Annotated in this window: 28 protein-coding genes; 17 read left to right on the plus strand and 11 right to left on the minus strand. The window is 63.7% G+C overall.

Features of this window, described 5'->3' with window-relative positions:
* Nucleotides 1-35: 35 nt before the first annotated feature.
* Both NKJ18_RS19770 and NKJ18_RS19775 read right to left on the minus strand, forming a co-directional pair.
* Nucleotides 36-500 (minus strand): hypothetical protein, encoded by a 465-nt coding sequence (locus tag NKJ18_RS19770; protein WP_352759359.1) that lies wholly within the window; start codon nt 498-500, stop codon nt 36-38.
* 56 nt (nt 501-556) lie between these two features.
* Complete coding sequence (locus NKJ18_RS19775; RefSeq protein WP_352759311.1) at nt 557-1,282, minus strand: DUF2259 domain-containing protein; 726 nt, start codon at nt 1,280-1,282, stop codon at nt 557-559.
* A 137-nt stretch (nt 1,283-1,419) separates the two neighbouring features.
* On the opposite strand from NKJ18_RS19775, the gene NKJ18_RS19780 reads away from it, so the two are divergent.
* Entirely contained in the window at nt 1,420-1,674 is a 255-nt protein-coding gene (locus NKJ18_RS19780) for a DUF2171 domain-containing protein (RefSeq protein WP_023669083.1), read from the plus strand.
* Nucleotides 1,675-1,681: 7 nt separating this feature from the next.
* Here the strand turns inward: NKJ18_RS19780 and NKJ18_RS19785 are convergent, their stop codons facing one another.
* Both NKJ18_RS19785 and NKJ18_RS19790 read right to left on the minus strand, forming a co-directional pair.
* Entirely contained in the window at nt 1,682-2,701 is a 1,020-nt protein-coding gene (locus NKJ18_RS19785; protein ID WP_023694138.1) for a P1 family peptidase, read from the minus strand.
* Complete coding sequence (locus NKJ18_RS19790; protein ID WP_023690180.1) at nt 2,701-3,771, minus strand: branched-chain amino acid ABC transporter substrate-binding protein; 1,071 nt, start codon at nt 3,769-3,771, stop codon at nt 2,701-2,703. The genes NKJ18_RS19785 and NKJ18_RS19790 overlap by 1 nt, the downstream gene beginning before the upstream one ends.
* Before the next feature lie 180 nt (nt 3,772-3,951).
* Between NKJ18_RS19790 and NKJ18_RS19795 the strand changes: the two genes are divergently transcribed.
* The 8 genes from NKJ18_RS19795 to NKJ18_RS19830 all read left to right on the plus strand — a co-directional run bounded on the left by NKJ18_RS19795 (nt 3,952) and on the right by NKJ18_RS19830 (nt 11,651).
* Nucleotides 3,952-4,479: a flavin reductase gene (locus NKJ18_RS19795; protein ID WP_023690179.1), complete on the plus strand. Its 528-nt coding sequence runs from the start codon at nt 3,952-3,954 to the stop codon at nt 4,477-4,479.
* Nucleotides 4,476-5,405 (plus strand): AAA family ATPase, encoded by a 930-nt coding sequence (locus tag NKJ18_RS19800; RefSeq protein ID WP_023690178.1) that lies wholly within the window; start codon nt 4,476-4,478, stop codon nt 5,403-5,405. Before NKJ18_RS19795 ends, NKJ18_RS19800 begins: the two co-directional genes overlap by 4 nt.
* 4 nt (nt 5,406-5,409) lie before the next feature.
* A complete protein-coding gene (locus NKJ18_RS19805; RefSeq protein WP_023690177.1) occupies nt 5,410-6,675 on the plus strand; it encodes a vWA domain-containing protein in 1,266 nt (421 codons plus the stop codon).
* Between the two features lie 57 nt (nt 6,676-6,732).
* Complete coding sequence (locus NKJ18_RS19810) at nt 6,733-7,071, plus strand: XdhC family protein (protein ID WP_023690176.1); 339 nt, start codon at nt 6,733-6,735, stop codon at nt 7,069-7,071.
* 2 nt (nt 7,072-7,073) lie between these two features.
* Nucleotides 7,074-7,778 (plus strand): XdhC family protein, encoded by a 705-nt coding sequence (locus NKJ18_RS19815; RefSeq protein ID WP_023669076.1) that lies wholly within the window; start codon nt 7,074-7,076, stop codon nt 7,776-7,778.
* On the plus strand, nt 7,775-9,385 hold the full coding sequence (locus NKJ18_RS19820) for an NTP transferase domain-containing protein (RefSeq protein ID WP_023694139.1): 1,611 nt from the start codon (nt 7,775-7,777) through the stop codon (nt 9,383-9,385). Before NKJ18_RS19815 ends, NKJ18_RS19820 begins: the two co-directional genes overlap by 4 nt.
* Nucleotides 9,386-9,531: 146 nt before the next feature.
* Complete coding sequence (locus NKJ18_RS19825; RefSeq protein WP_023711475.1) at nt 9,532-10,371, plus strand: alpha/beta hydrolase; 840 nt, start codon at nt 9,532-9,534, stop codon at nt 10,369-10,371.
* A gap of 74 nt (nt 10,372-10,445) precedes the next feature.
* Nucleotides 10,446-11,651, plus strand: a complete 1,206-nt coding sequence (locus NKJ18_RS19830; protein ID WP_352759314.1) for an epoxide hydrolase family protein — start codon at nt 10,446-10,448, stop codon at nt 11,649-11,651.
* 36 nt (nt 11,652-11,687) lie between these two features.
* Here NKJ18_RS19830 and NKJ18_RS19835 read toward each other — a convergent pair whose 3' ends face one another.
* A complete protein-coding gene (locus NKJ18_RS19835) occupies nt 11,688-12,746 on the minus strand; it encodes a DUF1176 domain-containing protein (protein WP_352759316.1) in 1,059 nt (352 codons plus the stop codon).
* A gap of 124 nt (nt 12,747-12,870) precedes the next feature.
* Between NKJ18_RS19835 and NKJ18_RS19840 the strand changes: the two genes are divergently transcribed.
* On the plus strand, nt 12,871-13,377 hold the full coding sequence (locus NKJ18_RS19840; RefSeq protein WP_023690171.1) for a DUF1993 domain-containing protein: 507 nt from the start codon (nt 12,871-12,873) through the stop codon (nt 13,375-13,377).
* 75 nt (nt 13,378-13,452) lie between these two features.
* Here NKJ18_RS19840 and NKJ18_RS19845 read toward each other — a convergent pair whose 3' ends face one another.
* Nucleotides 13,453-13,617 (minus strand): hypothetical protein, encoded by a 165-nt coding sequence (locus NKJ18_RS19845; RefSeq protein WP_023690170.1) that lies wholly within the window; start codon nt 13,615-13,617, stop codon nt 13,453-13,455.
* Nucleotides 13,618-13,947: 330 nt separating this feature from the next.
* On the opposite strand from NKJ18_RS19845, the gene NKJ18_RS19850 reads away from it, so the two are divergent.
* The 3 genes from NKJ18_RS19850 to NKJ18_RS19860 all read left to right on the plus strand — a co-directional run bounded on the left by NKJ18_RS19850 (nt 13,948) and on the right by NKJ18_RS19860 (nt 16,992).
* Entirely contained in the window at nt 13,948-14,490 is a 543-nt protein-coding gene (locus NKJ18_RS19850) for a hypothetical protein (protein WP_023706484.1), read from the plus strand.
* A 119-nt stretch (nt 14,491-14,609) separates the two neighbouring features.
* Nucleotides 14,610-15,677 carry an aldo/keto reductase gene (locus NKJ18_RS19855; protein WP_023745986.1) on the plus strand — a complete coding sequence of 356 codons (1,068 nt, stop codon included), beginning with the start codon at nt 14,610-14,612 and terminating at the stop codon, nt 15,675-15,677.
* Between the two features lie 52 nt (nt 15,678-15,729).
* The gene (locus tag NKJ18_RS19860; protein ID WP_352759319.1) at nt 15,730-16,992 is read left to right on the plus strand and encodes a cysteine desulfurase-like protein; all 1,263 of its coding nucleotides are present in this window, start codon (nt 15,730-15,732) and stop codon (nt 16,990-16,992) included.
* A 4-nt stretch (nt 16,993-16,996) separates the two neighbouring features.
* Here the strand turns inward: NKJ18_RS19860 and NKJ18_RS19865 are convergent, their stop codons facing one another.
* The 5 genes from NKJ18_RS19865 to NKJ18_RS19885 form a co-directional block, all read right to left on the minus strand.
* Complete coding sequence (locus NKJ18_RS19865) at nt 16,997-18,025, minus strand: histone deacetylase family protein (RefSeq protein WP_023748579.1); 1,029 nt, start codon at nt 18,023-18,025, stop codon at nt 16,997-16,999.
* The gene (locus NKJ18_RS19870; RefSeq protein WP_031196820.1) at nt 18,022-18,525 is read right to left on the minus strand and encodes a GNAT family N-acetyltransferase; all 504 of its coding nucleotides are present in this window, start codon (nt 18,523-18,525) and stop codon (nt 18,022-18,024) included. The genes NKJ18_RS19865 and NKJ18_RS19870 overlap by 4 nt, the downstream gene beginning before the upstream one ends.
* A 209-nt stretch (nt 18,526-18,734) precedes the next feature.
* The gene (gene kce, locus NKJ18_RS19875; protein WP_023816557.1) at nt 18,735-19,664 is read right to left on the minus strand and encodes a 3,5-dioxohexanoate:acetyl-CoA acetone transferase; all 930 of its coding nucleotides are present in this window, start codon (nt 19,662-19,664) and stop codon (nt 18,735-18,737) included.
* Nucleotides 19,665-19,674: 10 nt separating this feature from the next.
* Nucleotides 19,675-21,048 carry an aminotransferase family protein gene (locus NKJ18_RS19880; protein WP_023825097.1) on the minus strand — a complete coding sequence of 458 codons (1,374 nt, stop codon included), beginning with the start codon at nt 21,046-21,048 and terminating at the stop codon, nt 19,675-19,677.
* A 1-nt stretch (nt 21,049) separates the two neighbouring features.
* On the minus strand, nt 21,050-22,681 hold the full coding sequence (locus NKJ18_RS19885; protein WP_352759321.1) for a N,N-dimethylformamidase beta subunit family domain-containing protein: 1,632 nt from the start codon (nt 22,679-22,681) through the stop codon (nt 21,050-21,052).
* Between the two features lie 169 nt (nt 22,682-22,850).
* Between NKJ18_RS19885 and NKJ18_RS19890 the strand changes: the two genes are divergently transcribed.
* The 4 genes from NKJ18_RS19890 (at nt 22,851) to NKJ18_RS19905 (ending at nt 25,070) form a co-directional block, all read left to right on the plus strand.
* Nucleotides 22,851-23,099, plus strand: a complete 249-nt coding sequence (locus NKJ18_RS19890; RefSeq protein WP_023669061.1) for a ParB N-terminal domain-containing protein — start codon at nt 22,851-22,853, stop codon at nt 23,097-23,099.
* Between the two features lie 114 nt (nt 23,100-23,213).
* Nucleotides 23,214-24,170: an alpha/beta fold hydrolase gene (locus NKJ18_RS19895; RefSeq protein ID WP_023756447.1), complete on the plus strand. Its 957-nt coding sequence runs from the start codon at nt 23,214-23,216 to the stop codon at nt 24,168-24,170.
* A gap of 187 nt (nt 24,171-24,357) precedes the next feature.
* Nucleotides 24,358-24,756 carry a GFA family protein gene (locus NKJ18_RS19900; RefSeq protein WP_023684918.1) on the plus strand — a complete coding sequence of 133 codons (399 nt, stop codon included), beginning with the start codon at nt 24,358-24,360 and terminating at the stop codon, nt 24,754-24,756.
* Between the two features lie 116 nt (nt 24,757-24,872).
* Complete coding sequence (locus NKJ18_RS19905) at nt 24,873-25,070, plus strand: hypothetical protein (protein ID WP_023711466.1); 198 nt, start codon at nt 24,873-24,875, stop codon at nt 25,068-25,070.
* Nucleotides 25,071-25,419 lie beyond the last annotated feature (349 nt).

The raw sequence follows: 25,419 nt of genomic DNA on the forward strand, positions 1-25,419 counted from the left end.
TTAAGTGCGCCTCCTATCAGAGGCGGACCGAATGCTCAACGCTGCTGGCGTGCAAACCACGCGCTGGCGGCGGCAAGCGCGATGAATCCGAGCGGAAAATAGAGCCTGATACCCAGCACCACGAACTGGTAGAGCGCCGTCAGCGAGGTGAAGACCAGTTCGAACGCCCACCGGGCGGTGAAGGCCTCCGCGTGCCATTCGGCATAATAGGAGCGGTATTGCAGCGCAAACAACCCGCCGGTGAAGGCGAGCGTCGTGGCAAGCAGGCAGACGAAGGCGGCGGCGAAAGCCACCTCCCAGTGCCGGTCGGGCGAGACCAGCCGCGCCGCGAACAACCCGACGGGAAAGGCCAATGCCGCGCCGGTCGCAAACAGCAGGGCGACGAAGCGGATCTTTTCCGGGGTCTCCCAATTGTCGAGCCAAAGGCCGGTCAGCGCGCTGGCGCCCATGGCCATCGCCCACAGCAAGGCGCCGACAAGCGCCGCGCCCGTCGATGGTATGGCGCGGCTGACGCGATTTCCGGCGCGCTTGCGCCAACTGGATTGATCGAGCGATGTCACAGGCGTCCGGTCACGGCGATCCAGCGAAAATCCGGTCCTTCGAAGCCGTATTGGCGCACTGCGATCAGCACCGCATAGGCGCTGATGCTGTCCATCGAGAACGTCTGCACCGCGCCGATCCTGTAGCCGTTCGGGCAGCCACGGCTTTTCGGGATCGATTTATCCTCATGCAGCAGATGGGTCCGGCCGCCATCCCTGGCCTCGATCCGCAGCAGGCGAAAACCGTTGACCTCGCCCTGGCTCTGGCAGCTTTCGGTGTCATTCATGCCGATCTCGTCCAGCCGGAATTCCAGCGGCGGGTCGACCGGCGAAAAGATCGGCCGTGGGTTCACCACCATGCGGAACGGGTCGGCCGACAATTCGGTCACCGGGTTGAAGCCGGCGGTGATGCCGCGGTTTGCGGTGAGTTCGGCCTGCACAACGACGGCTTCGCCCTTCTGCCTGGCTTGCTGACGGGCCGTCTCGAGCGAGGCGGTCTCATCCTCCAGCCGGACCCGGATTGGCGTGCCCTTCAGGAACGTGTCGTCGGCGGTGTTGACGTAGTAGCGATTGGCATAGGGAAAGCCCGAACCGTCTGCCACACCATATTCCTCGAAGGCGAAGACGCTGCCATCCTTGCTGAAGCCGAGGATTTCAAGCTCGGCGACATCGCCCGCTCGGGCGGCCATGGCGGATGCCAGATGGACCAGCAGGCAAACGCCAATCAGGACGAGATTTCGCATCGGGGTTCCGCTCCGCCTGCCGTGGTTCGATCGTTCCCTATCACGAGACAGTCAAAACATCGTGCTATTCAAAAGGCGATGCATCCAATTTCGCCTCTGTTTGTTATCGTCGATCGTTTTCAAAAGGAGAACACCCCATGACTGAGGCCAGCAAGATTCGCGAGCATATGGAAGTGGTCGGCGCCGACGGCGTTCACATCGGCACCGTCGACAGGGTCGATGGCGAGCGGATCAAGTTGACCAAGGCCGACAGCGGCGAGGGCGCCCATCAGGGGCATCACCACTACATTCCCTTGAGCCTGCTTGCCGAGGTCGAGGGCCAGAAAGTGTGGCTGTCGGCGAATTCGGATGTCGCGGTCAGCTTCGAGGAAGAGGAGTCCGACCCGACCTGACTGAAAGTCAGCGCGACGACCACACCGGAAACAGATCGCCATCGGCCGGCGTCGCGGCATGGATGCCGCGGCTGATGGCGCGCGCCATGGTGGCGCCGGCGGCGGCAAAGAAATCGACGGCATCGTCGGCGCTGAGTTCTATGCCGCTCTTCCCCGTCGCCAGCGCGAACACCAGATCGCCGTCAGCCGGCGTGTGCACGGGCCAGATGGCGCGCACGAAGCCGTCATGCGCTGAAATGGCCAGCCGCTTGGCTGCCGCCTTGGTCAGCACGGCGTCGGTGGCGATGACGGCGATGGTGGTGTTGCCACCGGCCTCGGCTTGTCCACCGACACGCTTGTCGCGGTATTTCAACAGGATCCGCCTGGCATCGTCCGGCATTGGCGAGGGATAGCCAAGCCCGCCGAACTCATCGCCGATCTCGAAGGGCGCCGCCCAGAAATAGCGGGTCCGCGCGATCGTTACCGAGCCGGTCGGGTTGGCGGCGGCGAGTGCGCCGATGGTGACGCCGCTGTCGAGCACAGTCGAGGCAGAGCCAAGGCCGCCCTTCAGCCCGGAACTCAGCGCCCCGGTGCCGGCGCCGATTGTGCCGAGCGGAAAGTCGACTGTTGCCGCCTGGGCGGCTTCGTAGCCGAGGTCGCGGTAGGGAGGATAACGGCCCCAATCCTTGTCGCCGCCATTGCGCAGGTCGAACAGGATCGCCGCCGGCACGATCGGCACGCGAAAGCCGCCAACATCGACGCCAATGCCTTTTTCGCGCAGCGCTGCCTGAACGCCGGAGGCGGCGTCGAGGCCGAAGGCCGAGCCGCCCGACAGCACGACGGCATGAACCGCCTCGATGGAATTGTGCGGTTCGAGCAGGTCGGTCTCGCGCGTGCCCGGCGCGCCGCCGAGGATCTGCACGCCACCGACCGCCGGTTCGTCGCACAATACGGTGGTGACGCCCGATTTCAGCCTGGCGTCCGACGCGTTGCCGACGCGCAGGCCGGCGACATCGGTGATCAGATTGCGCGGCCCGGTGCGAAACATCAGTTCGTCTCCGCCGGCACGAAACGCGTCCCGTCGAAGCGGAAGGCGCGATAGAGGTTTTGGCTCAGATCGCCTTTGTCGTCGAACCGCAGCGGGCCGATCGCGGTGGTGAAATCGTTCCCGGTTAGCGCGTCGGCCAGCCCCTTGCCCGAGGTCTCGGGCGCGGCCGAGGCCGCCTTGGCAATCTCCACCGCCGCATAGGCCGGCAAGGCATAGCCATCCGGCGCGATGTTTTTGGCCGTAAACGCCGCCAGCACCTTGGGATCGGCGACATCGGCCCATTCCGGCGGCGCGATCATCAGCGTGCCGACGGCGTAAGGCACATCGCCGGGTGGCGTGCGCAAATTCTCGCCGCCGGCAAAGACAATGCCGGCCTCGAGCTGGCCGGCGTCGCGGCCCATAATGGCGATGTCGTCGCCGTCGCCACCGGCAAAGACATGCGTGGCGCCCGCCTTCTTCAGCCGCCCGATCAGCCCGATCTGGTTGTCGAGCTGCGGCCGGAACGTGTCTGTGAAGACCGGCTTCAGCGCTGCCTGCTCCGCTGCGGCGCGCAGCGTCTCGGCGATTTCGCGGCCATAGATGGTGCCGTCATCGACGATGGCGAACAATTCGCTCTGCCACAGCCGGGTCAGGATGGCGGCCACCGCATTGCGCTCGTCATCGCCGCGCGGCCCCAGCCGATAGACCGGCCAGCCGGTTTTGGCGCGGCGATCGGTCAGGCTTTCGGTGCGCACGCCAACGGTGATGACCGGTATGTCAGCGTCCTTGAGGATCGGCAGCGCCGCATGGATCGCCTCGGTGCAGAGGAAGCCGACGACGACCTTGACCTTCGCCGCCGCGAACTCCCTCGCGGCGGCGGCGCCGCCATCGGCTGTGCAGGCATCGTCGACCGTCCTGATCTCGGCGCCGTTGGCTTCTGCTGCCAGGGCAGCACCCGCCTCAATCTGCTTGCCCAGGATCGCCGACGGACCGGACAGGGGTGCGGCGACGCCGACAAGCAAAGTCTGCGCGCCGGCGCTTGCCGGCAGCAGCCAGAGCAGTGCCGCTATTACAGCTGTTGGGGGTCGCATTCTGACGACGAATTCCTCCGTGCCGGTCGCATGCTTCCAGCGTCTCTTCCGCCAAGACCTAAAGGCTGCCCGCCCCAGGCGCAACACGGGAATTTGCGGATTGGCGTCAACCACTTCGCTTGTGGCCTATTGTGTGCCGCCATATATAACGCTTGGATTCCCGCTTATGGAAAATCATCGGTGTTGAAGTTGAACGACATAGGGCCTCAGGCCTATCGCGACGCGATGGCGCATTTTGCCGGCCACGTCCATGTGGTTACCACCGACGGGCCCGCCGGCAAACGCGGCACGACGGTGATTGCCGCCTGTTCGGTGTCGGACACGCCGCCGACGGTTCTCGTCTGTCTCAACCGCGAGAATGCCAAGAACGAGCTGTTCGTGCAAAACGGCCGGTTTGCGCTGAACACGCTGGCTTCGCACCAGCAGCCCCTATCGGTGGCGTTTTCAGGCCTGACCGGGCTGTCGGCCGATGAGCGTTTCGCGCTTGGCGAGTGGGATGTCATATCGACGGGCGCGCCTACCCTGAAGGGCGCTCTTGCGGTTTTCGACTGCGAATTGATCGACACCAAGGATCTCGCCACCCATCGTGTGCTTTTTGGCAAGGTGACAGGCCTGCGCATGGGCGATAATTTGCGGCCGCTGATCTACCACGCCCGCGACTACCACGTGCTGCAGAGCGGAGCAGAGGCGGCAACGGAGAAAGAATGACCGAGCTGAAACCGCGCCCCGAGCCGCGGACGATCGACGAAACGCTCGATCTCCTGACCAGCGCGGACTACGTCGCGGACCGCTCGCTGGCAACGGTGCTGTTCCTGTCCCTGCGCATGCAGCGGCCGCTGTTCCTTGAAGGGGAGGCCGGCGTCGGCAAGACCGAGATCGCCAAGGTGCTGGCGCAGGCACTCGGCCGCCGGCTGATCCGCCTGCAATGCTATGAAGGGCTCGACGTCTCGTCCGCTGTCTATGAGTGGAATTACGCCGCGCAGATGATAGAGATCCGCATGGAGGAGGCGGCAGGCTCGGTCGACCGCTCCGACATGGAGCGCAATGTCTTTTCCGAAAAATACCTGATCCGCCGCCCGGTGCTCGATGCGCTGACCGGCATGGCGGGTGCGGCCCCGGTGTTCCTGATCGATGAGCTCGACCGCACCGACGAGGCTTTCGAAGCATTCCTGCTCGAAATCCTGTCCGACTTCCAGGTGACGGTGCCTGAGCTCGGCACCATCAAGGCGGAGGAGCCGCCGATCGTCATCATCACCACCAACCGCACCCGCGAAATCCACGACGCGCTGAAGCGGCGCTGCCTCTATCACTGGGTCGACTATCCCAATGCCGAGCGCGAGCTGGAGATCGTGCGCCGCAAGGTGCCGCAGGCCAACAGCCGACTTTCCGCGGAAGTGGTGTCGTTCATCCAGAAGCTGCGCCGGGTCGAGCTGTTCAAGGCGCCGGGTGTCGCCGAAACCATCGACTGGGCCGGCGCGCTGACCGAACTCGACAAGGTGGCGCTCGATCCCGAAACCGTCTCCGACACGATCGGCGTTTTGTTGAAATACCAGGACGACATTGCCCGCATCGGCGCGGGCGAGGGCCGGCGCATCCTCGATGAGGTCAAGGCCGAACTGGCGGCTGCGGAGTAGGGCAGTGAAGGCGCCGGGTGCTTACCCCAAAGAGACCGACCCCAGAGAGGCGACGGAAGACGGGCGCATCGCCGACAACATCGTCTATTTCGCCCGCACCTTGCGCAAATCCGGCATGCGGGTCGGGCCGGCTTCGGTCAAGGATGGGATCGAGGCGGTGCTGGCAGCCGGCATCGGTTCGCGCGACGATTTCTACTGGACGCTGCATGCCGTGCTGGTGTCGCGGCACGAGGATCACCCTGTTTTCGACGAAGCCTTCCGGCTGTTCTGGAAATCGCGCGAGCTGATCGAGAAACTTCTGGCGATGTTCTCGCCTGTGGCGCCCGACACCAGGGAGAAGCAAAAGCCGCGCGCGGCAGAAAATCGCGTCAGCCAGGCCATGTTCGAAGGCCACGAGAAGAATCGGCCGGTCAGGGAAATCCCGGAGATCGAAGTCGACGCCCGGCTAACCTTCTCCGGGAATGAAGTGCTGCGCGGCAAGGACTTTGCCCAGATGAATGCCGACGAGATGGCAGACGCCAAGAAGGCGATTGCCCGGCTGCGGCTGCCGTTCGACATGGTCCGTACCCGACGCTTCAAGGCAGACCTGCATGGCCGCCGTATCGATCCACGCGCCATGATGCGCTCGGCCGCGCGCACCGGCGGCGAACTGATCCTGCCGAAATTCCGCTCAGCCCGCGAAGTGCATCCGCCGCTGGTGGTTCTCGCCGATATCTCCGGTTCGATGAGCCAGTACACGCGCATCTTCCTGCACTTTCTGCATGCGCTGACCGAAAAACGGCGGCGCGTGCACACCTTCGTCTTCGGCACGCGACTGACCAATCTCACGCGGCAGATGCGCCATCGCGACCCCGATGCCGCCCTTGCCGACTGCTCGGCGGCGGTGAAGGACTGGTCGGGCGGCACCCGCATCGGCGATACGCTGGCGGAGTTCAACAAGCACTGGTCACGCCGCGTGCTCGGGCAGGGCGCGGTGGTGCTTTTGATCACCGACGGTTTGGAGCGCGACGATGTTTCCGGCCTGTCGGAGGAGATGGATCGCCTGCACAAATCCTGCCGGCGGCTGATCTGGCTCAACCCGTTGCTGCGCTTTGACGGTTTCGAGGCCCGCGCCCGCGGCGTCAAGGCGATGCTGCCTCATGTCGACGAGTTCCGCTCGGTACACAATCTCGATGCGCTGGCCGACCTCTGCGCCTCGCTGGACAAGAAATCCGCCGCTTCGGTCGATCCGCGTCGCTGGCAGGACGCTGGTGTCAGGCGCGCCGCATAGCCATATTGGATTCCGAAAACAGGCTCCCAGAGAAAACAGACTTTGAGGCAAGCGATCATGGACAACAGCATCTATCTCGATGAGGCCCGCGACCCCTTGATCATCGCGGAAGGCTGGATGAAGGACGGCAAGGATGTCGCCATCGCCACTGTGGTCGAGACCTGGGGTTCGGCGCCGAGGCCGGTCGGTAGCCATCTGATCATCGACGCCGAAGGCAATTTCCACGGCTCGGTCTCGGGCGGTTGCGTCGAGGGCGCGGTGGTGAGCGAGGCGATCGACGTCATCGACTCGGGGAAAGCCAAGATGCTGGAATTCGGCGTTGCCGACGAAACCGCCTGGCAGGTCGGCCTATCCTGCGGCGGCCGCATCAAGGTCTATGTGGAGCGGCTCGGTTAGGCATGGATCCCTACGCTCTCAAAGCCCTCAATGCCGAACGCCGTGCCCGCCGTGCGGCGATCCTGGTGACCGATCTCGGCGACGGCCGCGACCGCATCGTGCGAGAAGGCGATCAGGTTGCCGGCGATCTCGGCCAAGCGATCGCCAAGGCTTTCCGCACCGGCAATTCGGGTTCGGTCGAGGCTGAAGGGCGCACCTTCTTCCTCAACGCGCATTTGCCGCAGCCGCGCCTGGTGGTAGTCGGCGCCGTCCATATCAGTCAGGCGCTGGCGCCGATGGCCAGGATCGCCGGCTATCCCCTGGAGATCGTCGATCCGCGCACCGCCTTCGCCACCCCGGACCGTTTTCCCGATGTAGCACTCCATGCCGAATGGCCGGAGGATGTGCTGAAACGCCAGCCGCTCGACAGCTATACGGCGCTGGCCGCCGTCACCCATGATCCGAAGATCGACGATTTCGCACTGAAGGCCGCGCTCGACGCCAACTGTTTCTATGTCGGCGCACTCGGCAGCCGCAAAACACACGCCAGGCGCGTCGAGCGCCTGCTGGCGCTCGGCGCCAGCGCCGACCAGATCGCCCGCATCCACGCACCGATCGGTATCGACATTGGCGCGGCGAGCCCGGCCGAGATCGCCGTCGCCATCCTGGCGCAGACGATCCACGCCTTTCGCTCGCGCGGTCTCGAAGCCAAAGGCGCGGCGGCGTGAAGTTCGGGCCGATCCCGATCGATCAGGCGCAAGGCGCGGTGCTGGCGCATGCCACGACGGCGGGCGAGCGGCGTTTCCGCAAGGCGCACAGGCTGAGCACGCAGGACGTGGCGGTGCTGAAGGCGGCCGGCATTACCGAGATCGTCGTGGCGGTGCTTGCCGCCGATGACCTCAGCGAGGATGCGGCGGCCGAAAAGATTGCTGCCAGCATGGCCCACCGCAACATCGAGGCAAAACCGGCCGCGACCGGCCGCGTCAACCTCCATGCCAAGGCCGCCGGTCTCTTCACCGTCGATGCCGCCATGATCGACGCCATCAATGCGGTCGACCCGACCATCACCATCGCCACGCTGGCGCAGCACGCGCCGGTTGAGCAGGGCCAGATGGTGGCGACGGTCAAGATCATCCCGTTCGCCGTTGCCTCGGCCCTTGTCGATGCGGTGACAAAGATCTGCGCCGGCGGCGAGATCTTCGCCGTCAACGCCTACCATCCGGTGCGCATCGGCGTCATTCAGACGATGCTGCCCGGCATCAAGCCCAGCGTGCTCGACAAAACGCTGCGCGTCACCGAGGCCCGGCTGGCACGCTCCGGCGGTCGGCTGACGACGGAGCGCCGCACGCCGCACGAGATCGCGCCTGTAGCCGAGGCAGCGGCCGCGCTGGCGCGCGACAACGACATGGTGGTGATCTTCGGCGCCTCGGCGATGAGCGATTTCAACGATGTCGTTCCGGCGGCGATCGAGGCAGCAGGTGGCACGGTGATCCGCGCGGGCATGCCGGTCGATCCCGGCAATCTGCTGGTGCTGGGCACGCTGGACGGCAAGCGCGTCATCGGCGCGCCCGGTTGCGCCCGCAGCCCCAAGGAGAACGGTTTCGATTGGGTGCTCGACAGGCTGATCGCCGGTCTCGACGTCACCGCCAAGGACATCGCCGGCATGGGCGTTGGCGGCCTCTTGATGGAAATCCCGACCAGGCCGCAGCCGCGCGAGCCGCTGCCGGCGAGAGCCGGGCTGAAGGTCGAGATCGTGCTTCTGGCCGCCGGTCGCTCCAGCCGCATGGGCGGGCCGAACAAGCTTCTGGCGCTGTTCGACGGCAAGCCGCTGGTGCGCCGCACCGCTGAACGGGCGCTCGATTCCAAGGCTTCTGCCACCGTTGTCGTCACCGGCCATCAGCGCGAGCGGGTGCACGCCGCGCTCTCGGGCCTCGACGTGATCTTCGCCGACAATTCGGATTTTGCCGACGGCCTGTCCTCGTCTCTAAAAGCCGGCATTGCCCGCGTTGGAGCCGAGGCGGCCGGCGCCATGATCGTCCTCGGCGACATGCCGGGTATCTCATCGGCCGATCTCGACCGGTTGATCGAGGCCTTCCGTAGGGACGGCGGCCGCTCAGTGGTGCGTGCCGCCCATGACGGCCGCCGCGGCAATCCGGTGCTGCTGCCACGCGCGCTGTTTGGAGGCATCGCTCACCTCGAGGGCGACACCGGCGCCCGCCATCTGGTCGAGGCCGAGGGACTGGATGTCATCGACGTCGAGATCGGCGACGGCGCGTCGGTCGACGTCGACACCCGCGAGGCGCTCGAAGACGCCGGCGGCGTGCTGCAGGATTGACAAAGCGAAGCCGAAAAACGCATGCCTTTAGCATGGCTCTCTCTTTACTTGCCTCAGCGCTTCTACCCCCCTCTGGCCTGCCGGCCAGGCCAGCAGGCCAGAGGGGGGTAGCCGCGTTCCATACCCTTCTGGTTTCACTTCTTTTCTTGTTCTCCGCCGCCCACGCGGACGCGCTCGAACTAAAACCCTACAAGGATGACCTCTTCGCCTATCCGGCGACGCTCTCGTCCACGGACAAAGGCGCCTACACCGTCATCGACTATCGCGAGATGCGCGACATCAACGACCGCGACGAGGTGCCGGAAAAGCGCGTGCAGGCTAAGTATACCGACACCGGCGTGCGCAAGGTGCAGCGGGATTTGATGCTGAAAACCGATGCCGGCGATGTCAGGCATGTCGCCGTCGGCAAGACCGAAGGCGCCGGCATCATCGTGCTTTACCTGCACGGGCAGGGCGGCAGCCGCAAGCAGGGCGTCGACGACTTCACCTTCGGCGGCAATTTCAACCGCATCAAGAACCTGATGGCCGGCAATGGCGGCCTCTACCTCTCACCGGATTTCACCGATTTCGGCGACAAGGGCGCGGCCCAGGTCGCGGCGCTGATCGGCCACTATGCCGAGGCTTCGCCGGACGCGAAAATCTTCGTCGCCTGCGGCTCGATGGGCGGCATGCTGTGCTGGAAGCTGGCCGGCCGCAACGATACGGGACGGCGGATAAACGGGCTGCTGCTGCTCGGCTCGCTATGGGATGACAGTTTCCTGTCGAGCCCCGCCTACAGGCGCCATGTGCCGGTGTTCTTCGGCCAGGGCAGCAAGGACCCGGTCTTTCCCGTGGAGAAGCAGGAAGCCTTCTTCCGCTCCATCATTGCGAACTCGAAAGCCTATCCGACCCGGTTCGTCCGGTTCGAGACCGGCACCCATGGCACGCCGATCCGCATGGTCGACTGGCGCCAAACGCTGAACTGGATGCTGTCGAAAGCGCCCTGACGCATATCGCCCAGAGGTGCCCGTTGGTTTTGGCGATCATGGTTCGGCCGATATCCTTGCTGGTGTAGGCTGATATGATCCAACAGATCGGAAGCACAGCGATGGACGCTCACCCCTTCAAGATCCAAATTCCGAACGAACAACTTGAAGATCTCCAGCGCCGGCTTAGCGCAACACGATGGCCAATTCCGCTAAGCGAAGCGGGCTGGAGCGATGGGGCCGACCTGCCGTTCATCAAGCGTCTTGCGGATTTCTGGCGAGACCGCTTCGACTGGAGAGTGCAAGAGGCGCGGCTGAACCGGCTGCCGCAATATCTGACGAGGCTGAACAACCTAGATGTCCACTTTGTCCACCAGCCAGGCAACGGACCGGCGCCGCTGCCGCTGATCATAACGCATGGCTGGCCCGGCTCCTTCATCGAAATGGAACACGTCATTCCATTGCTGGCAGACCCAGCTGCCCATGGTGGTGACCCGGCCGACGCTTTCCACGTGGTAGTTCCCTCTTTGCCCGGATACGGCTTTTCGCAGGCGCCGACGGAACCAGGCTTCCATTCCGGCCGCATCGCGGAGTTATGGGTACAGTTGATGCGCGGGCTCGGCTACGACCGCTTCGCTTCCCAAGGAGGCGACATCGGCGCGGGCGTTTCCGCCTGGATGGCACGGCTCCATTCCGAAAGCGTGCTTGGCGTCCACGTCAATTACATTCCCGGGAGCTATCGGCCACCTTTGGGTGCAGGTCTGCCACCTGTCACCGTTGAGGAGCAGGCCTTCCTGGACAAGGCCGCGGCCTGGACGGCAACGGAGGGCGCCTATGCCCATCTGCAGGGCACGAAGCCTCAGACGCTTGCTTATGCGCTGACAGACTCGCCGATCGGTCTCGCAGCCTGGATGATCGAGAAGTTCCGTAGCTGGAGCGATTGCGACGGTGACGTGGAGCGCACCTTCGGCATGGACACGCTCCTTACGGATGTTTCGCTCTATTGGTTCAGCAACGCGCTCACCTCGTCCTTGCGGCTCTACAAGGAGAATCGACTGTTCCCTCTTGCGTTCGAGACGCTGGAACGCGTTTCGCCGCCATTTGGGGTAGCGCTTTTCCCTCGCGAGTTGCCGATGCCGCCTCGATCCTGGGTGGCGCGGGTCTTTGACGTTCAGCGATGGACATCGATGCCGCGAGGCGGCCATTTCGCTGCGCTGGAGGAACCGAGTCTTCTGGTCGAGGACATTCGCGCCTTCTTCCGGCCGATGCGTTCCCGGCCTGAAACGAGAAGGCGAATGTGAAGGACTGCTTGAGCGCGGCGGTTCCTGATAAGATCCCTACGGCGCGGTGTTGTAGTCGACCACCGTCTGCGGGTTCTCCTCGCCATCGTAAGACGCGTCCACATCATATTGGACGAGGGAAAAATCGCCGTTACGGAACAGGTATATCCCTTTGTCCGAGGCGTCGCCGATGCCGCGCCATTTGTTGAACGTGGTCAGCGTCTTGGCGTCTTCGTCATATTCGGAATTGGCCGCCCAGCCGGTGGTGCGGAAGCCGATGATATCCATGCCCAGCAGTTTGCCGTCGCTGTCATTGTTCTCGTAACGGATATCCATTTCGGGCTCGGTGAACTGCAACTGCCGCACGCCCGATACTTCGTCGGTCATGTAGTAGACCGAACTTGCGTTATAGGCTGCCGCTTGGCAGTAGAACTCGAAAAGCCGCGTTTCCTTGTCGGGATCGCTGGCAGCCGCGTCCTTTGCCTTGTATTTGATCGAAAAGATGTTCGGCTCCTCGCCGAGAAACTGCTTGTCACACTGATCGCCATAATCGGCGGCGAACAGTTTCTTCACGTGCTCGAGTGCGGTGTCCTTCTTCGGCGGCGGCGGCCCGTCACCACAGCTTGGCGGCAGCGCCTCCTCGAAATCGGCCTTGGACGGCTTCAGCGCGCCCTTGTCGATAAAGATCGGTCGGAACGGCGGGGCCTGGATCTGAGCGCTGACCTGGCGCAGCGTGTAGCAGCCGGCGAAGACCGCTTCATTGCCGTTCTTGTCGGTGGCGCGGATGGCGACCGGAACGCTGTAATAGATGCTGCCGGCTGCGCCCTCGTCGGAAACAGCACCGGTTTCGACGTCGACCCTGCCGGTCCCGTCATAGCCCTTGACGAAGGTATCGAAATCCTTTGCCGGCTTGGTATCGCCGTAGTAAGCCCAGGCGCGGGCGAATTCGTGCCGGTTGATGGCGCTGTAGAGCGAGCGGATGACGGCTGCGGCATCCGACCTGTCATCGACGTAAGGGGCTTGGTCATCGGCTGCCGGTTCATCGTCGGCGAACACAGCCTGGCCGGATGCGGCAAGGGAGCAAAAGGCGGCCGCTGCCAGAAAGACGCGTCTCATCGGAGAATCTCCACCACGAAAGGAGCCTATCATAGAGATTGCGGCGACGTGGTGACGCTTGAAGAATCGCCCGGGAAGGCGCTACGTCCCGCGGTCGGCGCTTCAGCCGCAATGGAGATTTGACGTGACACTATCGATGTATGAAGCCTCGGTGCCGGTGTTTTCGGCCAGGCTGAAGGCGCTGTCCGGCGTGCTGTCGGCCGCCGAACAGAATGCAACTGAACGCAAGATCGACCCGCAGGTGTTTTTGACCGCGAGGTTGGCGCCCGACATGTACGCACTGGTCAGGCAGGTGCAGGTTGCCACCGACCACGCCAAGGGCGCGCCATCACGGCTGGCCCGTCGCGAAGTGCCGAAATACGAAGACAATGAAGCGACCTTCGCCGAGTTGCAGGCGCGCCTGACCAAGACGCTCGATCTGCTGGCGTCATTCTCAGCCGCCGAATTCGAGGGTTCGGATGAAAGGGTGGTCGAACTGAAGTTTGGCCAGCGCGAAGCCTCGATGCCAGGCATGCAGTATCTGCTGCATGTCGCCATGCCCAACTTCTATTTCCACGTGACCACCGCCTACGACATCCTGCGCCACAATGGCGTGCCGCTGACCAAGGGCGCCTATCTCGGTAATCGTTGACGAATTGCGCGTTGCGAGGTTTCCCGGCCGCTGCCGGGAAACCTCGTATGACGCTGGTTCAGCGCCAAGGCTTACTCAACGCAGTGACATTTCGCGCGCGATGCGTGGGAAATCGGCCGGCTTGACGCCGATGTCGGCGCGGTCGGCATTGCTCATCGAGTGCAGCAGTGCCAGGGCGGAACGATAACGCTGATGCTCCTGCGGACGCGGACGGGCAAACATTTCAGTGAAGAACCCCATGATTCGGCCCCTTGTTGATCCTCCACGGCGCCGAGTATAGGAAAATTGTGAAGATTGTGCAGTGCAGCATTTGCATGGCAGCCATGCCAAGCGATTTTTTTTCGGCACAATTGCCGCGTGCGCTGAAACTTGTGGCGCATCCCCACCGTATGCATAGACGCTGGCACATGGCCGGCTTTTCCTCGCCACTCCTGGCGAATTTCCGGACTGCATGCAAATGCAGTCCGGCTTTTTGTTGGGTCTTGCGCATCGCCAACCGGGCCCGCCCAAACCTCGCAAACGCCTAAACTGGTTAAGATCAGCGGCATTCATTTTTAACGAGCCGGTTCTATGCTGCGACCGGCTCTGTTCGCACGCTTAAACGAGGGGGAGGCTGACATCGGCGCCAAGCGGGATTTCGCTTCCTTGCTCGACGATCTGTTCGTTGCCTCCGACAAGGATGAGGCGGCGGAAGAGACGAGCGCCCGGCCGTCGATCCCGTTCGACTATCTCTCCGTGGCCGACGAGCTTCATTCCGGCCGCATCAAGGTCTCGGGCGAAACATTCGCCGCCGAATACCGCGAGGCGGGAGCCGATCTGGCCGCAGAATTCGCGGCCCTTCTCGATCATGCCAAGCTGGCGCTGGCCGGCGAGGAGGCAAAGCCCGAGGAAAAGCTGCCGCCGATCGACCCTGACGCGATCGCCGTCGAGCTCGGCCTCGATCATCCCGTCAAGAACGCCGATCTCGGCCGCATGCGCCGCAGCTTCGCCTTCGCCAACCACCCCGACCGCGTCGCGCCGCATCTGCGCCAGCGCGCCATGATCCGCATGCAGGTGGCCAATATGCTGATCGATGAGGCCAAGCGGCGCGCGCTGGCCGGCGTCCGGCGCTGACTTTTCCAGGGTTCACGCAAAAGTCGGGTTCCCTGAGGGTTGGAGAGCGGCGCCGCTTTCCCTATACATGCGGCTTCCTTCCCGCGCTGTCCGCGCAAACCTCCCGCCGGAGAAACCCCATGCACAAACGCCGTCTCGGTCGGACCGATCTTCTTGTTACCCAGATCTGCCTGGGGTCGATGACCTGGGGCGAGCAGAACACCGAGGCCGAAGGCCATGCGCAGATGGATCTGGCCTTTGAGCGCGGTGTGAATTTCATCGACACCGCCGAGCTCTACCCGATCCCGCCCAAAGAGGAGACTCAAGGACGGACGGAGAAGTTCATCGGCAGCTGGATGAAGGCCAACGGCAACCGCGACAAGGTCATCCTGGCCTCGAAAGTGGTCGGCCGCACCGCCAACAGCTGGTTCCGCGGCGGCCGTCCGTCGAAGCTGGTGCGCGCCGACATCTTTGACGCCATCGACAAATCGCTGGCCAAGCTCGGCACCGACTATCTTGATCTCTATCAGATCCATTGGCCGGAACGTGACATTCCCTGGGGCGCCAATCCGACCCGCGTGGGTGCTGTGCCGCGCCGTGCCGACGCCGTTGGCGCGCCGGCCGGCGAGACGCCGATCGCCGAGACACTCGCCGTCTTCGAGGAGCTGGTGAAGGCGGGAAAGATCCGCCATCTCGGCCTGTCGAACGAGAACTCCTGGGGCGTCATGCGCTTCATTGCCGAGGCCGACAAGGGCGTCGGCCCGCGCATCGTTTCGCTGCAGAACGCCTACAATCTGGTCAACCGCACCTTTGAGGTGAACCTCGCCGAAGTCTGCGACCGCGAAGAGGTTGGCTTTCTCGCCTATTCGCCGCTGGCGCAAGGCTATCTCACCGGCAAATACGACCATGGCGCGCGACCGCAAGGCTCGCGCTCGCAGCTGTTCAACCGCGGCCAGCGCTACGAGACGCCGAATGCCGCGGAAGCGCAGCTCGCATACAACGAACTGGCGCGCTCCTTCGGCCTTGAACCTGCGCTGTTTGCCAACGCCTATGTCGCCAGCCGGCCGTTCGTCACCTCCAGCATCATCGGCGCGACGACGATTGCCCAGCTTGAGATGGCGCTGTCGTCAGCCGACGTGACCTGGACCGACGAGATGCAGAAGGGCGTGGATGCGATCCACCAGCGCGTCGGCAATCCGTGCCCATAAGCAGACCGTTTGGCCGGGATTGCCGAGCAAAGACAAGGGGAAGGGGACAGCCATGGATTTTCCGATCGAGACCGTCAGGGGAAAATTTCCGGCGCTGGACCTGACCGACAAGGGCCGCCGGCGCATCTATCTCGACAATCCGGCCGGCACCCAGGTGCCGCAAGCGGTTGCCGACGCGGTGGCGCGCTGCCTCCTCACCACCAACGCCAATCTCGGCGGCTATTTCGAAACCACGCGTGCCGCGCAAAAGGTGTTCGACGACGCCCATGCGGCGATGACCGATTTCCTGGGTGCAGCGAGCGCGGAGGAAATAATCATCGGCGCCAACATGACGACGCTGACCTATCACATGTCGCGCACGCTCGGCCGCGGCTTCAAGCCGGGCGACGAGATCATCGTCACCCGCATGGATCATGAGGGCAACGTCTCGCCCTGGCTGCAGCTGGCCGAAGATCTTGGCCTCGTCGTGCGCTTCCTGCCCTTCGACGAAAAGAGCTGGCAGGTCGAGGAGGCGGCGCTCAGCGCCCTGCTCACCGACAAGACTCGGCTCGTGGCGCTGAACTATGCCTCGAACCTCACCGGCTCGATCAATCGGGTGAAAGCGCTGACGGCCATCGCCAAACAGGCCGGCGCGGTGGTCTATGTCGACGCCGTGCAGTTCGCGCCGCACGGGCTGGTCGACGTGCAGGACCTCGGCTGCGACTTCCTGGTTTGCTCTGCCTACAAGTTCTTCGGCCCGCACATGGGCATTCTTTGGGGCCGCCGCGACATCATCGATGCGCTGCAACCCTACAAATGCCGTTGCTCGTCCAATGGCCTGCCGGAGCGCTTCGAACTCGGTACGCCGCAGATCGAACTGATGGCCGGACTTACCGCAGCGGTCGATTACTTCGCCGAACTCGGTGCTGCGGCCGGCGAGGGCGGTTCGCGAAGGCAAAAGATCGCAAAGGCATACGAAGTGTCGATCGCCTACGAAAACCCGCTGGCGCTGAGGCTGATCGATGGGCTGTCCGCCATTGAGGGCCTGACCATCCGCGGCATCACAGATCAGAAGCGTGTCATTGAGCGCGTGCCGACCGTGTCCTTCACCGTCGACGGCATCGTGCCAGAGACGATCGTGCGGCAGATGAATGCCGAGAACATTTTTCTATGGTCGGGTCACAACTACGCCTGGGAGATCGTCCACCATCTCGGCATTCCGGCCGAGCAGGGAGTCGTGCGCATCGGTATTGCGCACTACAACACGGCGGCAGAGATCGACGAGACGTTGGAAAGCGTGCACCGGGTGATCGCCATGCTGAGGCAGCAGCGCTAGTCAGCTATCGCTGTTTGCCGCCGAAACCGGTGAGGAACGCCGTGAGATTGTCGCCGAGCGCGTCGCAGAGATAGCCGCCTTCCTGAACGATAATCGTCGGCAGGCCAAGCTTGGCAATTGCCTCGCCGATCCGCGAGAAACCGGGCGTGGTCACCGAAAGCCCGCCGAACGGATCGCCCTCGAACGCATCGAGACCGAGCGCCACGACCAGCGCGTCCGGCGAAAAGGCGCGGATACGCTGGAACGCCACTTCGAGCGCCTCCAGAAACGCCGCGTCGGCTGATTTGCGCGGCAATGGCAGGTTGAAATTATAGCCGAGGCCCGGACCTTCGCCGCGCTCATCGGCATGGCCCCAGAAGAACGGATAGAAGCGCACCGGATCGGCGTGCAGCGACACCGTCAGGACGTCGGAACGCGTATAAAAGATGCCTTGCGTGCCGTTGCCGTGATGCAGGTCGACATCGAGGATCACCACCCGCGCTGCCTGCTTGCGCAACACCTGGGCCGCGACCGCTGAATTGTTGATGAAGCAGAAGCCGCCGGCGACATCGGCAAAGGCATGATGGCCGGGCGGCCGGCAGAGCGCATAAGCGGCAGGCGCGCCCGATATCACCGCTTCGGCTGCCTCGACTACACTCCAGGCGCTCCACAGCGCGCTGTGCCAGGTTTCGGCCGAGATCGGGCAAGCGGTGTCGGCCATGTGGTAGCCGGCCTGGCCGACCGCCGAGGCCGGATAGGACCCTGTGCGGGCCAGTGGATGGATGTTGGGGATGACTTCCGCGGATGCGCCCTCGATGCGCTGCCAGCGCGCAAAAATGTGTTCGAGGAAGGCGAGATACTCCGGCGTATGCACGGCCGCCACCGGGCCTAGGCCATGTTCCCTGGGCCGCTCGATCATCAATCCGGCGGATTTTGCGCCGGCTAACAATCGCTCTACCCGCTCCGGCTGTTCGGGATTGGGCTGCGGCGCACCGCTGGACAGAAAGGCCTTCGGGTCGTGGCGTTTCTGCTCCTCGGCAAAGAAGGCTTTCATTCCGCGTCCCCATCCTGCGCTGCATCGGCAAAGGCGAAAAAGGCATCGCCAACAATCTTCTGCGTCTGCTCGTAGCTCGACCAGGCGATGCCCAGTCTCTCATAAAAAGCCTTGGCGCCGTCATTGTCGGTGTCGACGGACAGCCTGAGATAGGCGCCGCCATCCCGGCGGCAGTCGCGCGCGACCCGGCGCAGCAGTCTTTCGCCGATCTTGCGGCCGCGAAACCGGTCCTCGACATAGAGGTCCTGGATATAGACGCCGGGCCGCCCCATCCATGTCGAGAAGATCGGGAAATGCAGGCAGAGCCCCGCAAAATCGCCGCCGATCTCGGCGATCAGGGTGGAGAAGGCGGGTTTGTCGCCAAAGCCGTAGCGGCGGAGATCGTCGGCAGTGGACGTGATCTCCTGATGCGCGCCGATATGGGTGCCGAGCTTGAGCAGCGCGGCATGGATGGTGTCGACGTCGTCGATGGTGCCGGGGCGGAGGGTGACTGTACTCACGATAGGCAAGGCGCCCAGGCACCCCCCTCTGTCCTGCCGGACATCTCACCCTCAAGGGGGGAGATTGGCAGCTTTGGCGCTGCCATCCATTTTGCAACGATTGAGATTGGCGAAGGCCGCAGTGACATCCGATCTCCCCCCTTGGGGGTGAGATGTCCGGCAGGCCAGAGGGGGGTGTGCCAGAACGCCATCATCGCAGATCAATCATCTCAAAACGCCACCCGGTCCCCACCCTTCAGCGCCAGCATCTCCCGCGCCTCCGCCGGTGTGGCCACCTCCAACGACAGGCCATCGAGAATGCCACGTATCCTGCGCACCTGGTCAGCGTTGGATTTCGCCAGCTGGCGTCCGTCGTAGAGACTGTCCTCCAGCCCGACGCGGACATTGCCGCCCATCGCCGCTGCGATCGAGATCAGCGGCATCTGGTGGCGGCCGGCGGCGAGCACCGAGAACTGGTAGCTGTCGCCGAACAGCTTGTCGGCAATGCGCTTCATGTGGATGAGATTGTCGGGATCGGCACCGATGCCACCCAGAATGCCGAGCACGAATTGAATGAACAGCGGCCCCGACACCAGCCCGCGGTCGCGGAAATGCGCCAGCGAATAGAGATGGCCGACATCGTAGCATTCGAACTCGAAGCGCGTGCCGCAGCCCTTGCCGAGCTTTTCGAGCACGCCTTCCATATCGGCAAAGGTGTTCTTGAAGATGGTGTCGCGGGTGGCTTCGAGCAGCTTTGGTTCCCACTCGTGCTGCCATTCCCTTGGCTTGTCGAGCATCGGGAACAGCGCGAAATTCATCGAGCCCATGTTCAGCGAACACATTTCCGGCTCGGCCCGCAGTGGTGCCGCCAGCCGCTGGTCGAGCGTCATCAGCGACGAACCGCCGGTGGTGATGTTGATCACCGCATCGGTCGCTTGCTTGATGCGCGGCAGGAACTGCATGAACACCTCAGGATCGGCGGTCGGCCGGCCGTCTTTGGGATCGCGGGCGTGGAGATGCAGGATTGAGGCGCCAGCCTCGGCCGCCGCGATGGCGTCGGTCGCGATCTGGTCCGGCGTCACCGGCAGATAGGGCGACATGGACGGGGTGTGCACCGAGCCAGTGACCGCGCAGGTGATGATGACTTTCCTCGGCGCCATTCTTTAGCCCTCAGCCTTCGACCGGCAGGTCGAGTTCGGCGGCCAGAACTTCCAGCGAATCGCCGATGATGGAAATGATCTCGCCGACCTCTTCAGCCGTGACGATCATCGGCGGCGCCACCATGAAATTGTCGCCGTCGACACCGCCCTTGACCCTGCGGCCGTAGATGATCAGCCCGCGCTCGTAGGCGAGGTCGAGCAGGCGCTGCGTGGCTTTCTTGCCCTGTTCGATCGGCCGTAGAGTTTCGGGATCGGCAACCATCTCGGCGCCGGTGAGCAGGCCTTTGCCTCGGACATCGGCGATGAACGGAAAACGCTTCGCCAGCGCTTTCAGCCCGTCCATCAGCACGTCGCCCATCGCGGCGGCATTGGCGATCAGGTCGAGGCGGTCCATCTCGCCGAGCACGGCGAGCCCGGCCGCGCAGGCGAGCGGATTGCCAGCATAGGTGTGGCCATGCTGGAAGCCGCCCGACGCCAGCAGCGGCTCGACCAGCCGCATCGGGGCGGCCAGCGCGCCGAGCGGCGCATAGCCGGAGCCAAGCCCCTTCGACAGCGCGACGATGTCGGGCTTGCAGTTCCAATGGTCGCCGCCAAGGAATTTTCCGGTGCGGCCGGCGCCGCTCATCACTTCATCATGGATGAGCAGGATGCCGTAGCGGTCGCAGATCTCGCGTATACGCGGATAATAGCTGTCCGGTGCGACGAGGGCCGAAGTCGCCGCACCGCCGATCGGCTCCATGATGAAGGCGAGCACGCTGTCCGGGCCCTCGGCCTGGATCTTCTCCTCCAGCATGTCGGCATAACGGACGCCGCGCTGCTCCATCGAAAGATTGTCGCGGTCGCGCCATGCCGTCGGCGCCGGCACGGTCGGCATCACCCGCATCATCGGTGTGAACGTTTCGGCCAGCGCATCGTCGCCGGTTATCGAAAGCGAACCCAGCGTGCCGCCATGATAGGAGGGAAAACGCGTGATAACCTTCCAGCGCTTCGGCTGGCCGGTCGCGACCGCCCATTGCCGCGCCAGCTTGATGCAGGATTCCGTCGCCTCCGAACCGCCGGAGACGAAGAAGATTCGGTCCATGCCCTCCGGCAGTTTGCCGGCGAGCTCCCGCGCCAGTTCTTCCGCCTGCTCGTTCTCGAAATGCAGCCGGTAGGCGAAGGTGGCGCGGTCCATCTGCCGCTTCATGGCGTCGAGCACGTTGCGGTTGGAATGGCCGATATTGGCGACCATCGGTCCGCTCGATCCGTCGATGAAGCGGCGGCCGTCCTGCGTCCACATATAAATGCCTTCGGCGCGGTCGATCAGCGGCCGGCGCAGGCTGGAGAGGTAGAACAGGTGCGAGGGCGCGCGCGTTTCTGAACCAGTTGATGAGGGCTTCTGCATGTCAGGACTTTCCGAGGTAGCGATCGATTACATTCCTGGTCACGCGCTCGACCATGGGATCCTGCCTGAGCAGGCCGGCGACCCATTCGCAGCTTCCGGCGTGGAAAACCTCGCCCTTGCCGCGCGGAAAATTGACGATCATGCCGTTGCCGCGTTTGACCTTTTCCAGATTGGCGTCGGTCGCCTCGCCAAACAGCGTTTCGGCCGTAAAGCGGCCATCCTCGTCGGCGAGAAACTGGTCCTCGATCGGGATATCGGCGCTTTCCTCGACCTGGCTCGCCATGCCGACGGCCAGCACCTGCAGCCCGTCAGGCGCACCGCTGTCCGGTGTCGGATAGGGCAGGCCGCCGCGGATCTCGAAATCGAGCCCGTCGACCTCATAGCCATAGACATGGCTGTCGGCGCCGAGCAGGTCGCCATAATAGATGCCGGTGCCGGCGAAGGCCCAGTGCTCGGGCCGATAGACCGGAAAGCCGCGCACGCCGCGCGGTGCGCATCCGCCCCAGCCGGCATAGACGCCGCGCGTCGCGTTGAGGCCGAAGGTCATTGCGCCGGGACGACCGATCTCAGGCGCTTCCCAGGAGTTGGTGGCCCGGGTGACGTCGCCGCTATAGGCCGGGTCTTCGGCCCGCGCCCGGTATTTGTAGCAGACCTGCCGGCGGCCTTCGTCCTCGAGCCTGGTCTGCCACATGAAATTGCCGGCAAAGCGAGCCGCATGACCGCCGCGCTCGACGTAGCTGTCGACGGCGTCCCGCATTTCCCAGGTCCAGTACTCGTCATGGCCGACGAAGACGACGCAGTCGTAGCCGTCGAGGATCTCGGGCGAGAAGTGCAAATCGTGCTGGCTGGCGAGATCGACGCCGTAGCCGGCGCGCTCGGCAAAGCGGAAGAAGTGGCTGTCATAGCTCGCCCAGCCGGAGGAGGTGTATTTCTTCGAATGTCCCGTGGCGTACGCCCATTCCATGTGCGGATAGCGCGGCACTGTTTTCGGCGGCACGGCAACCTCCAGCGGCACGCGCGGCGCGTCCTTGGGCAACACCACGAAGCCACGGCACCAAGGCCGCTGCGTCGACACCATGCGCGCATACTGGTCGCGGCCCGGGCCGGTGATGCCTTGATAGGCGTTGGAGCCGCCCCATGTGTTGTAGGACAGCCACGTGCCGGTCGCCGCCACCTGCAGCACGCGACCGGGTTTTCTGCCGGGCAGGGGCGCGACGATGATGAGGTGATGGCAATGGATGGGCTCGCGCCCGTCCGCCGTCAGCGTCAGCCGATAGGCGCCGGATGGCCAATCCTTGCCGATGCGAAATTCGAAAGACGCCTCCCAGCCGCAGCCTTCGACCGAGCACTGGTCGGGCGTATCCTGCCAGCGCGCCGAAAGCCCCGTTTGCTCGAAGACCTTTGTCTCGCTGCCGCCGTCGCGGACAATGACAATGCTGAAGCGCGGCGCCGTCGAGCTGACATGCAGCGTCACGGTCTCGCCGGCGCGGTAGGAAAATCGATCAGAATAGCACCAGATCTCGCCCCGCTCGCCGTCCATTCCCGGCCATTCATAGTAATGGCCGCGCACTGCCTCGCGGCGCTGCTCGGGCGTCAGTCCGAAATCGGGAAATTCGGTCGGCAGTTGGGTCATGAACACCGGAAAAGTAACAGGCCGCCATTTCGGCCATCTGCCGGCCAAGCGTCAAATGGAAACGATCGGGCCAGCAATTGCATACGACACAATTGCTTGGCCGCTCTTGGCCGCACCTGGCAAACCGACTATCTCAGGCGAGGCGGCATTTTCCGCCTCGGGAGCCGGTATGCTGAGAGTGCAGAAGGTCAAGGTCGACGAAATCTACGTGCCGACGGCGCGCAAGAAGACGCTGCATCCCGAAACGGTCCGGCATCTGGCCGAAGACATACTGGAAAACGGCATGAAGACGCCGATCCAGGTTCGCCATGACGGCAAGCGCCACATCCTGGTCGAGGGCCTGCACCGGCTGGAAGCCGCCAAATGGCTCGGCGAGACCGAGATCGACGCCTATCTGGTGCAGGCCAAGCGCCACTGAGGCGCGCGACCGATCGACAACAGCCAAACCGGTCATTCTTCCGCGGATTTTTCGCAGGGCATGTCGGCACGCGGCGTGCTCGCTCGTCCTTGGGGGGAACCTGAGGAGACCGACATGTCCAGACGAATCTATTTCGCCATTCTTGCCTCGGTCGCTGCCTTGTTTGCAGCGCCCGGCCCAGCCAATGCAGAGGAGACCAAGCCCGCCATGACCACCGAGGCAACAGCCATGCCGAAGCCGGAAAAGTCCGGCTTGCTGCCGATCGACGGCCTGAATTACTACTATGCCGTCTATGGCAAGGGCGAACCGCTGCTTCTGCTGCATGGCGGCCTTGGCACGTCGGACATGTTCGCGCCGCTGCTGCCGAAGCTGGCGGAAAACCGCACCATCATTGCCGTCGACCTGCAGGGCCATGGCCGCACCGCGCTCGGCGAGCGACCCTTCAGCCTGGAGGGGATGGGCGACGACATGGCTGGTATCGTCAAGGCGCTCGGCTATGACAAGGTCGACGTGCTTGGCTATTCGCTGGGCGGCGGCGTCGCCTTCCGCATGGCCGTTCAGCATCCCGAGACGGTGCGCCGGCTGGTCCTGGTCTCGACCGGCTTCGCCGCCAATGGCTTCTATGACGAGATGCGCGGCCAGCAGGCGCAGGTGAGCGCGGCCGCCGCCGATTTCATGAAGGACACGCCGATGTACAAATCCTACGTCGCCGTCGCCCCACGTCCCGACGATTTCCCTAAACTGCTCGATGCGCTGGGCAATTTCATGCGCAAGGATTACGACTATTCCGCCGATGTGGCGAAGCTGAAGATGCCAGTCATGCTGGCCTATGGCGACAGCGACATGTACAAGCCCGAGCACGAGATCAGGTTCTACCAGATGATCGGCGGCGGGCTGAAGGATGCCGGCTGGATGCGTGAGAACCTGTCGCAGAACCGGCTGGCCATCATTCCCAATCGCACCCACTACGACGTCTTCTTCGCACCGGAGCTGACGGCCGCGGCACTGCCCTTCCTCAATGGCGAAACCAAGGTGAAGACCTGGGACGAAGTCCTCAGCGAAACGAAATAGCTTGCCTGAAAATACATGCCGGCCGTCTCGAAGAGGCGGTCGGCTTTTTTGTGCCTGCGAAGCTACGGAGCCTTGGCGCAGCCATTGGTCCTATCGGCGCAATCGATGGCGCCATCAGGGCTTTTCAATTGACCGAAAGGTACCTGTCGATATCATCAAGAGACCTTCAGTGTGATGAGTTCGAATGATGACGAAATACCAGGGCGGATGCCATTGCGGGGCAGTGCGCTACGGCACCGAGGCGGCGCCGCTCAACCAGCGCGTCTGCCACTGCCGGCGCTGCCAGAAGGTCATAGGCGCGGCGTTCAACGCCCGCCTTTTGTTTCGCATCGACGATGTCACGGTCGAGGGAGAGGTGGCGACGGTCAACACCTCTCCGGACCTCAAGCGCGGCTTTTGCGCCGCTTGCGGCACCACGCTGTTTTCCCGACGCGACTCCGCCGGCATCGTCGGCATCACCACCGGCTCGCTCGACGATCCCTCGCTGTTCAAGCCGGAAATGCATATGTGGACCGCCTCGAAGCAGCCCTGGCTGCAGCTCGATGACGGCCTGCCGCACCATGAAGGCGCGCCGCCTCCGAATTGACGCCGGCCTTACCGGAAATTAATCCCGAAACCACGACATAGCCGGCAAAGCGTCATTGGCGGGCCATGATTGCCTGCCTATCTATCGTCTGCGGGCCGGTATCGAGGAGACGACCGATGAGCGACAGAATCAGCACCCTGGACGAGCTTTTGAGCGATCCGATGGTCCTCCTCGTGATGGAGCGTGACCGCGTGCGCCCCGAACAGGTTCGCCTGCTGCTCGAACGTGCCCGCCGCCCGGCCGCCGACGAACCATCGGTGCCGCCGGCGCATGTGGTGGCCAAGACTTGTTTGCAGCAATGGCTGGGAAGGTAAGGCTATGATCCTTCGTCGTCCTCGGGCTTGACCCGAGGATCCACGCCGTGACGTCGGCCGAAGTATGTCGCGGTCGAGAATGGCTTCCTTGCTCGACCCATTTCGCCCAAACTCAATCTTGAACCGTCTTCATGCCATGGATGCAACGGCATGGATTCCAGGGTCTGCCCGACGTCGCTTCGCGACTGCTTCGCCCTAGAATGACGAAGGTAGGTTATGGCCGCCGAACATACCCCGGCCAATTCCTAACAACTTGATTCAAACTTTGTTGGTAATTTCTCGTTAGTAATCGAGGCCGGTTTGTCCGGCGGCGTCTGTTTGCCTTCGGTCTGTTGTGTTTTGCGTACAG

Origin of the sequence: Mesorhizobium sp. M0217 (assembly GCF_040321955.1) — a bacterium.
In the GTDB taxonomy this organism is placed as follows: Bacteria; Pseudomonadota; Alphaproteobacteria; order Rhizobiales; family Rhizobiaceae; genus Mesorhizobium.

Bases quoted from the DNA above. Each gene is read 5' to 3' on its own strand.
- NKJ18_RS19775 (WP_352759311.1), bottom strand. From the start codon at position 1,282: ATGCGAAATCTCGTCCTGATTGGCGTTTGCCTGCTGGTCCATCTGGCA.
- NKJ18_RS19780 (WP_023669083.1), top strand. From the start codon at position 1,420: ATGACTGAGGCCAGCAAGATTCGCGAGCATATGGAAGTGGTCGGCGCC.
- NKJ18_RS19785 (WP_023694138.1), bottom strand. From the start codon at position 2,701: ATGTTTCGCACCGGGCCGCGCAATCTGATCACCGATGTCGCCGGCCTG.
- NKJ18_RS19790 (WP_023690180.1), bottom strand. From the start codon at position 3,771: ATGCGACCCCCAACAGCTGTAATAGCGGCACTGCTCTGGCTGCTGCCG.
- NKJ18_RS19800 (WP_023690178.1), top strand. From the start codon at position 4,476: ATGACCGAGCTGAAACCGCGCCCCGAGCCGCGGACGATCGACGAAACG.
- NKJ18_RS19810 (WP_023690176.1), top strand. From the start codon at position 6,733: ATGGACAACAGCATCTATCTCGATGAGGCCCGCGACCCCTTGATCATC.
- NKJ18_RS19815 (WP_023669076.1), top strand. From the start codon at position 7,074: ATGGATCCCTACGCTCTCAAAGCCCTCAATGCCGAACGCCGTGCCCGC.
- NKJ18_RS19830 (WP_352759314.1), top strand. From the start codon at position 10,446: ATGATCCAACAGATCGGAAGCACAGCGATGGACGCTCACCCCTTCAAG.
- NKJ18_RS19835 (WP_352759316.1), bottom strand. From the start codon at position 12,746: ATGAGACGCGTCTTTCTGGCAGCGGCCGCCTTTTGCTCCCTTGCCGCA.
- NKJ18_RS19845 (WP_023690170.1), bottom strand. From the start codon at position 13,617: ATGGGGTTCTTCACTGAAATGTTTGCCCGTCCGCGTCCGCAGGAGCAT.
- NKJ18_RS19850 (WP_023706484.1), top strand. From the start codon at position 13,948: ATGCTGCGACCGGCTCTGTTCGCACGCTTAAACGAGGGGGAGGCTGAC.
- NKJ18_RS19855 (WP_023745986.1), top strand. From the start codon at position 14,610: ATGCACAAACGCCGTCTCGGTCGGACCGATCTTCTTGTTACCCAGATC.
- NKJ18_RS19860 (WP_352759319.1), top strand. From the start codon at position 15,730: ATGGATTTTCCGATCGAGACCGTCAGGGGAAAATTTCCGGCGCTGGAC.
- NKJ18_RS19865 (WP_023748579.1), bottom strand. From the start codon at position 18,025: ATGAAAGCCTTCTTTGCCGAGGAGCAGAAACGCCACGACCCGAAGGCC.
- kce (WP_023816557.1), bottom strand. From the start codon at position 19,664: ATGGCGCCGAGGAAAGTCATCATCACCTGCGCGGTCACTGGCTCGGTG.
- NKJ18_RS19880 (WP_023825097.1), bottom strand. From the start codon at position 21,048: ATGCAGAAGCCCTCATCAACTGGTTCAGAAACGCGCGCGCCCTCGCAC.
- NKJ18_RS19885 (WP_352759321.1), bottom strand. From the start codon at position 22,681: ATGACCCAACTGCCGACCGAATTTCCCGATTTCGGACTGACGCCCGAG.
- NKJ18_RS19890 (WP_023669061.1), top strand. From the start codon at position 22,851: ATGCTGAGAGTGCAGAAGGTCAAGGTCGACGAAATCTACGTGCCGACG.
- NKJ18_RS19895 (WP_023756447.1), top strand. From the start codon at position 23,214: ATGTCCAGACGAATCTATTTCGCCATTCTTGCCTCGGTCGCTGCCTTG.
- NKJ18_RS19900 (WP_023684918.1), top strand. From the start codon at position 24,358: ATGACGAAATACCAGGGCGGATGCCATTGCGGGGCAGTGCGCTACGGC.
- NKJ18_RS19905 (WP_023711466.1), top strand. From the start codon at position 24,873: ATGAGCGACAGAATCAGCACCCTGGACGAGCTTTTGAGCGATCCGATG.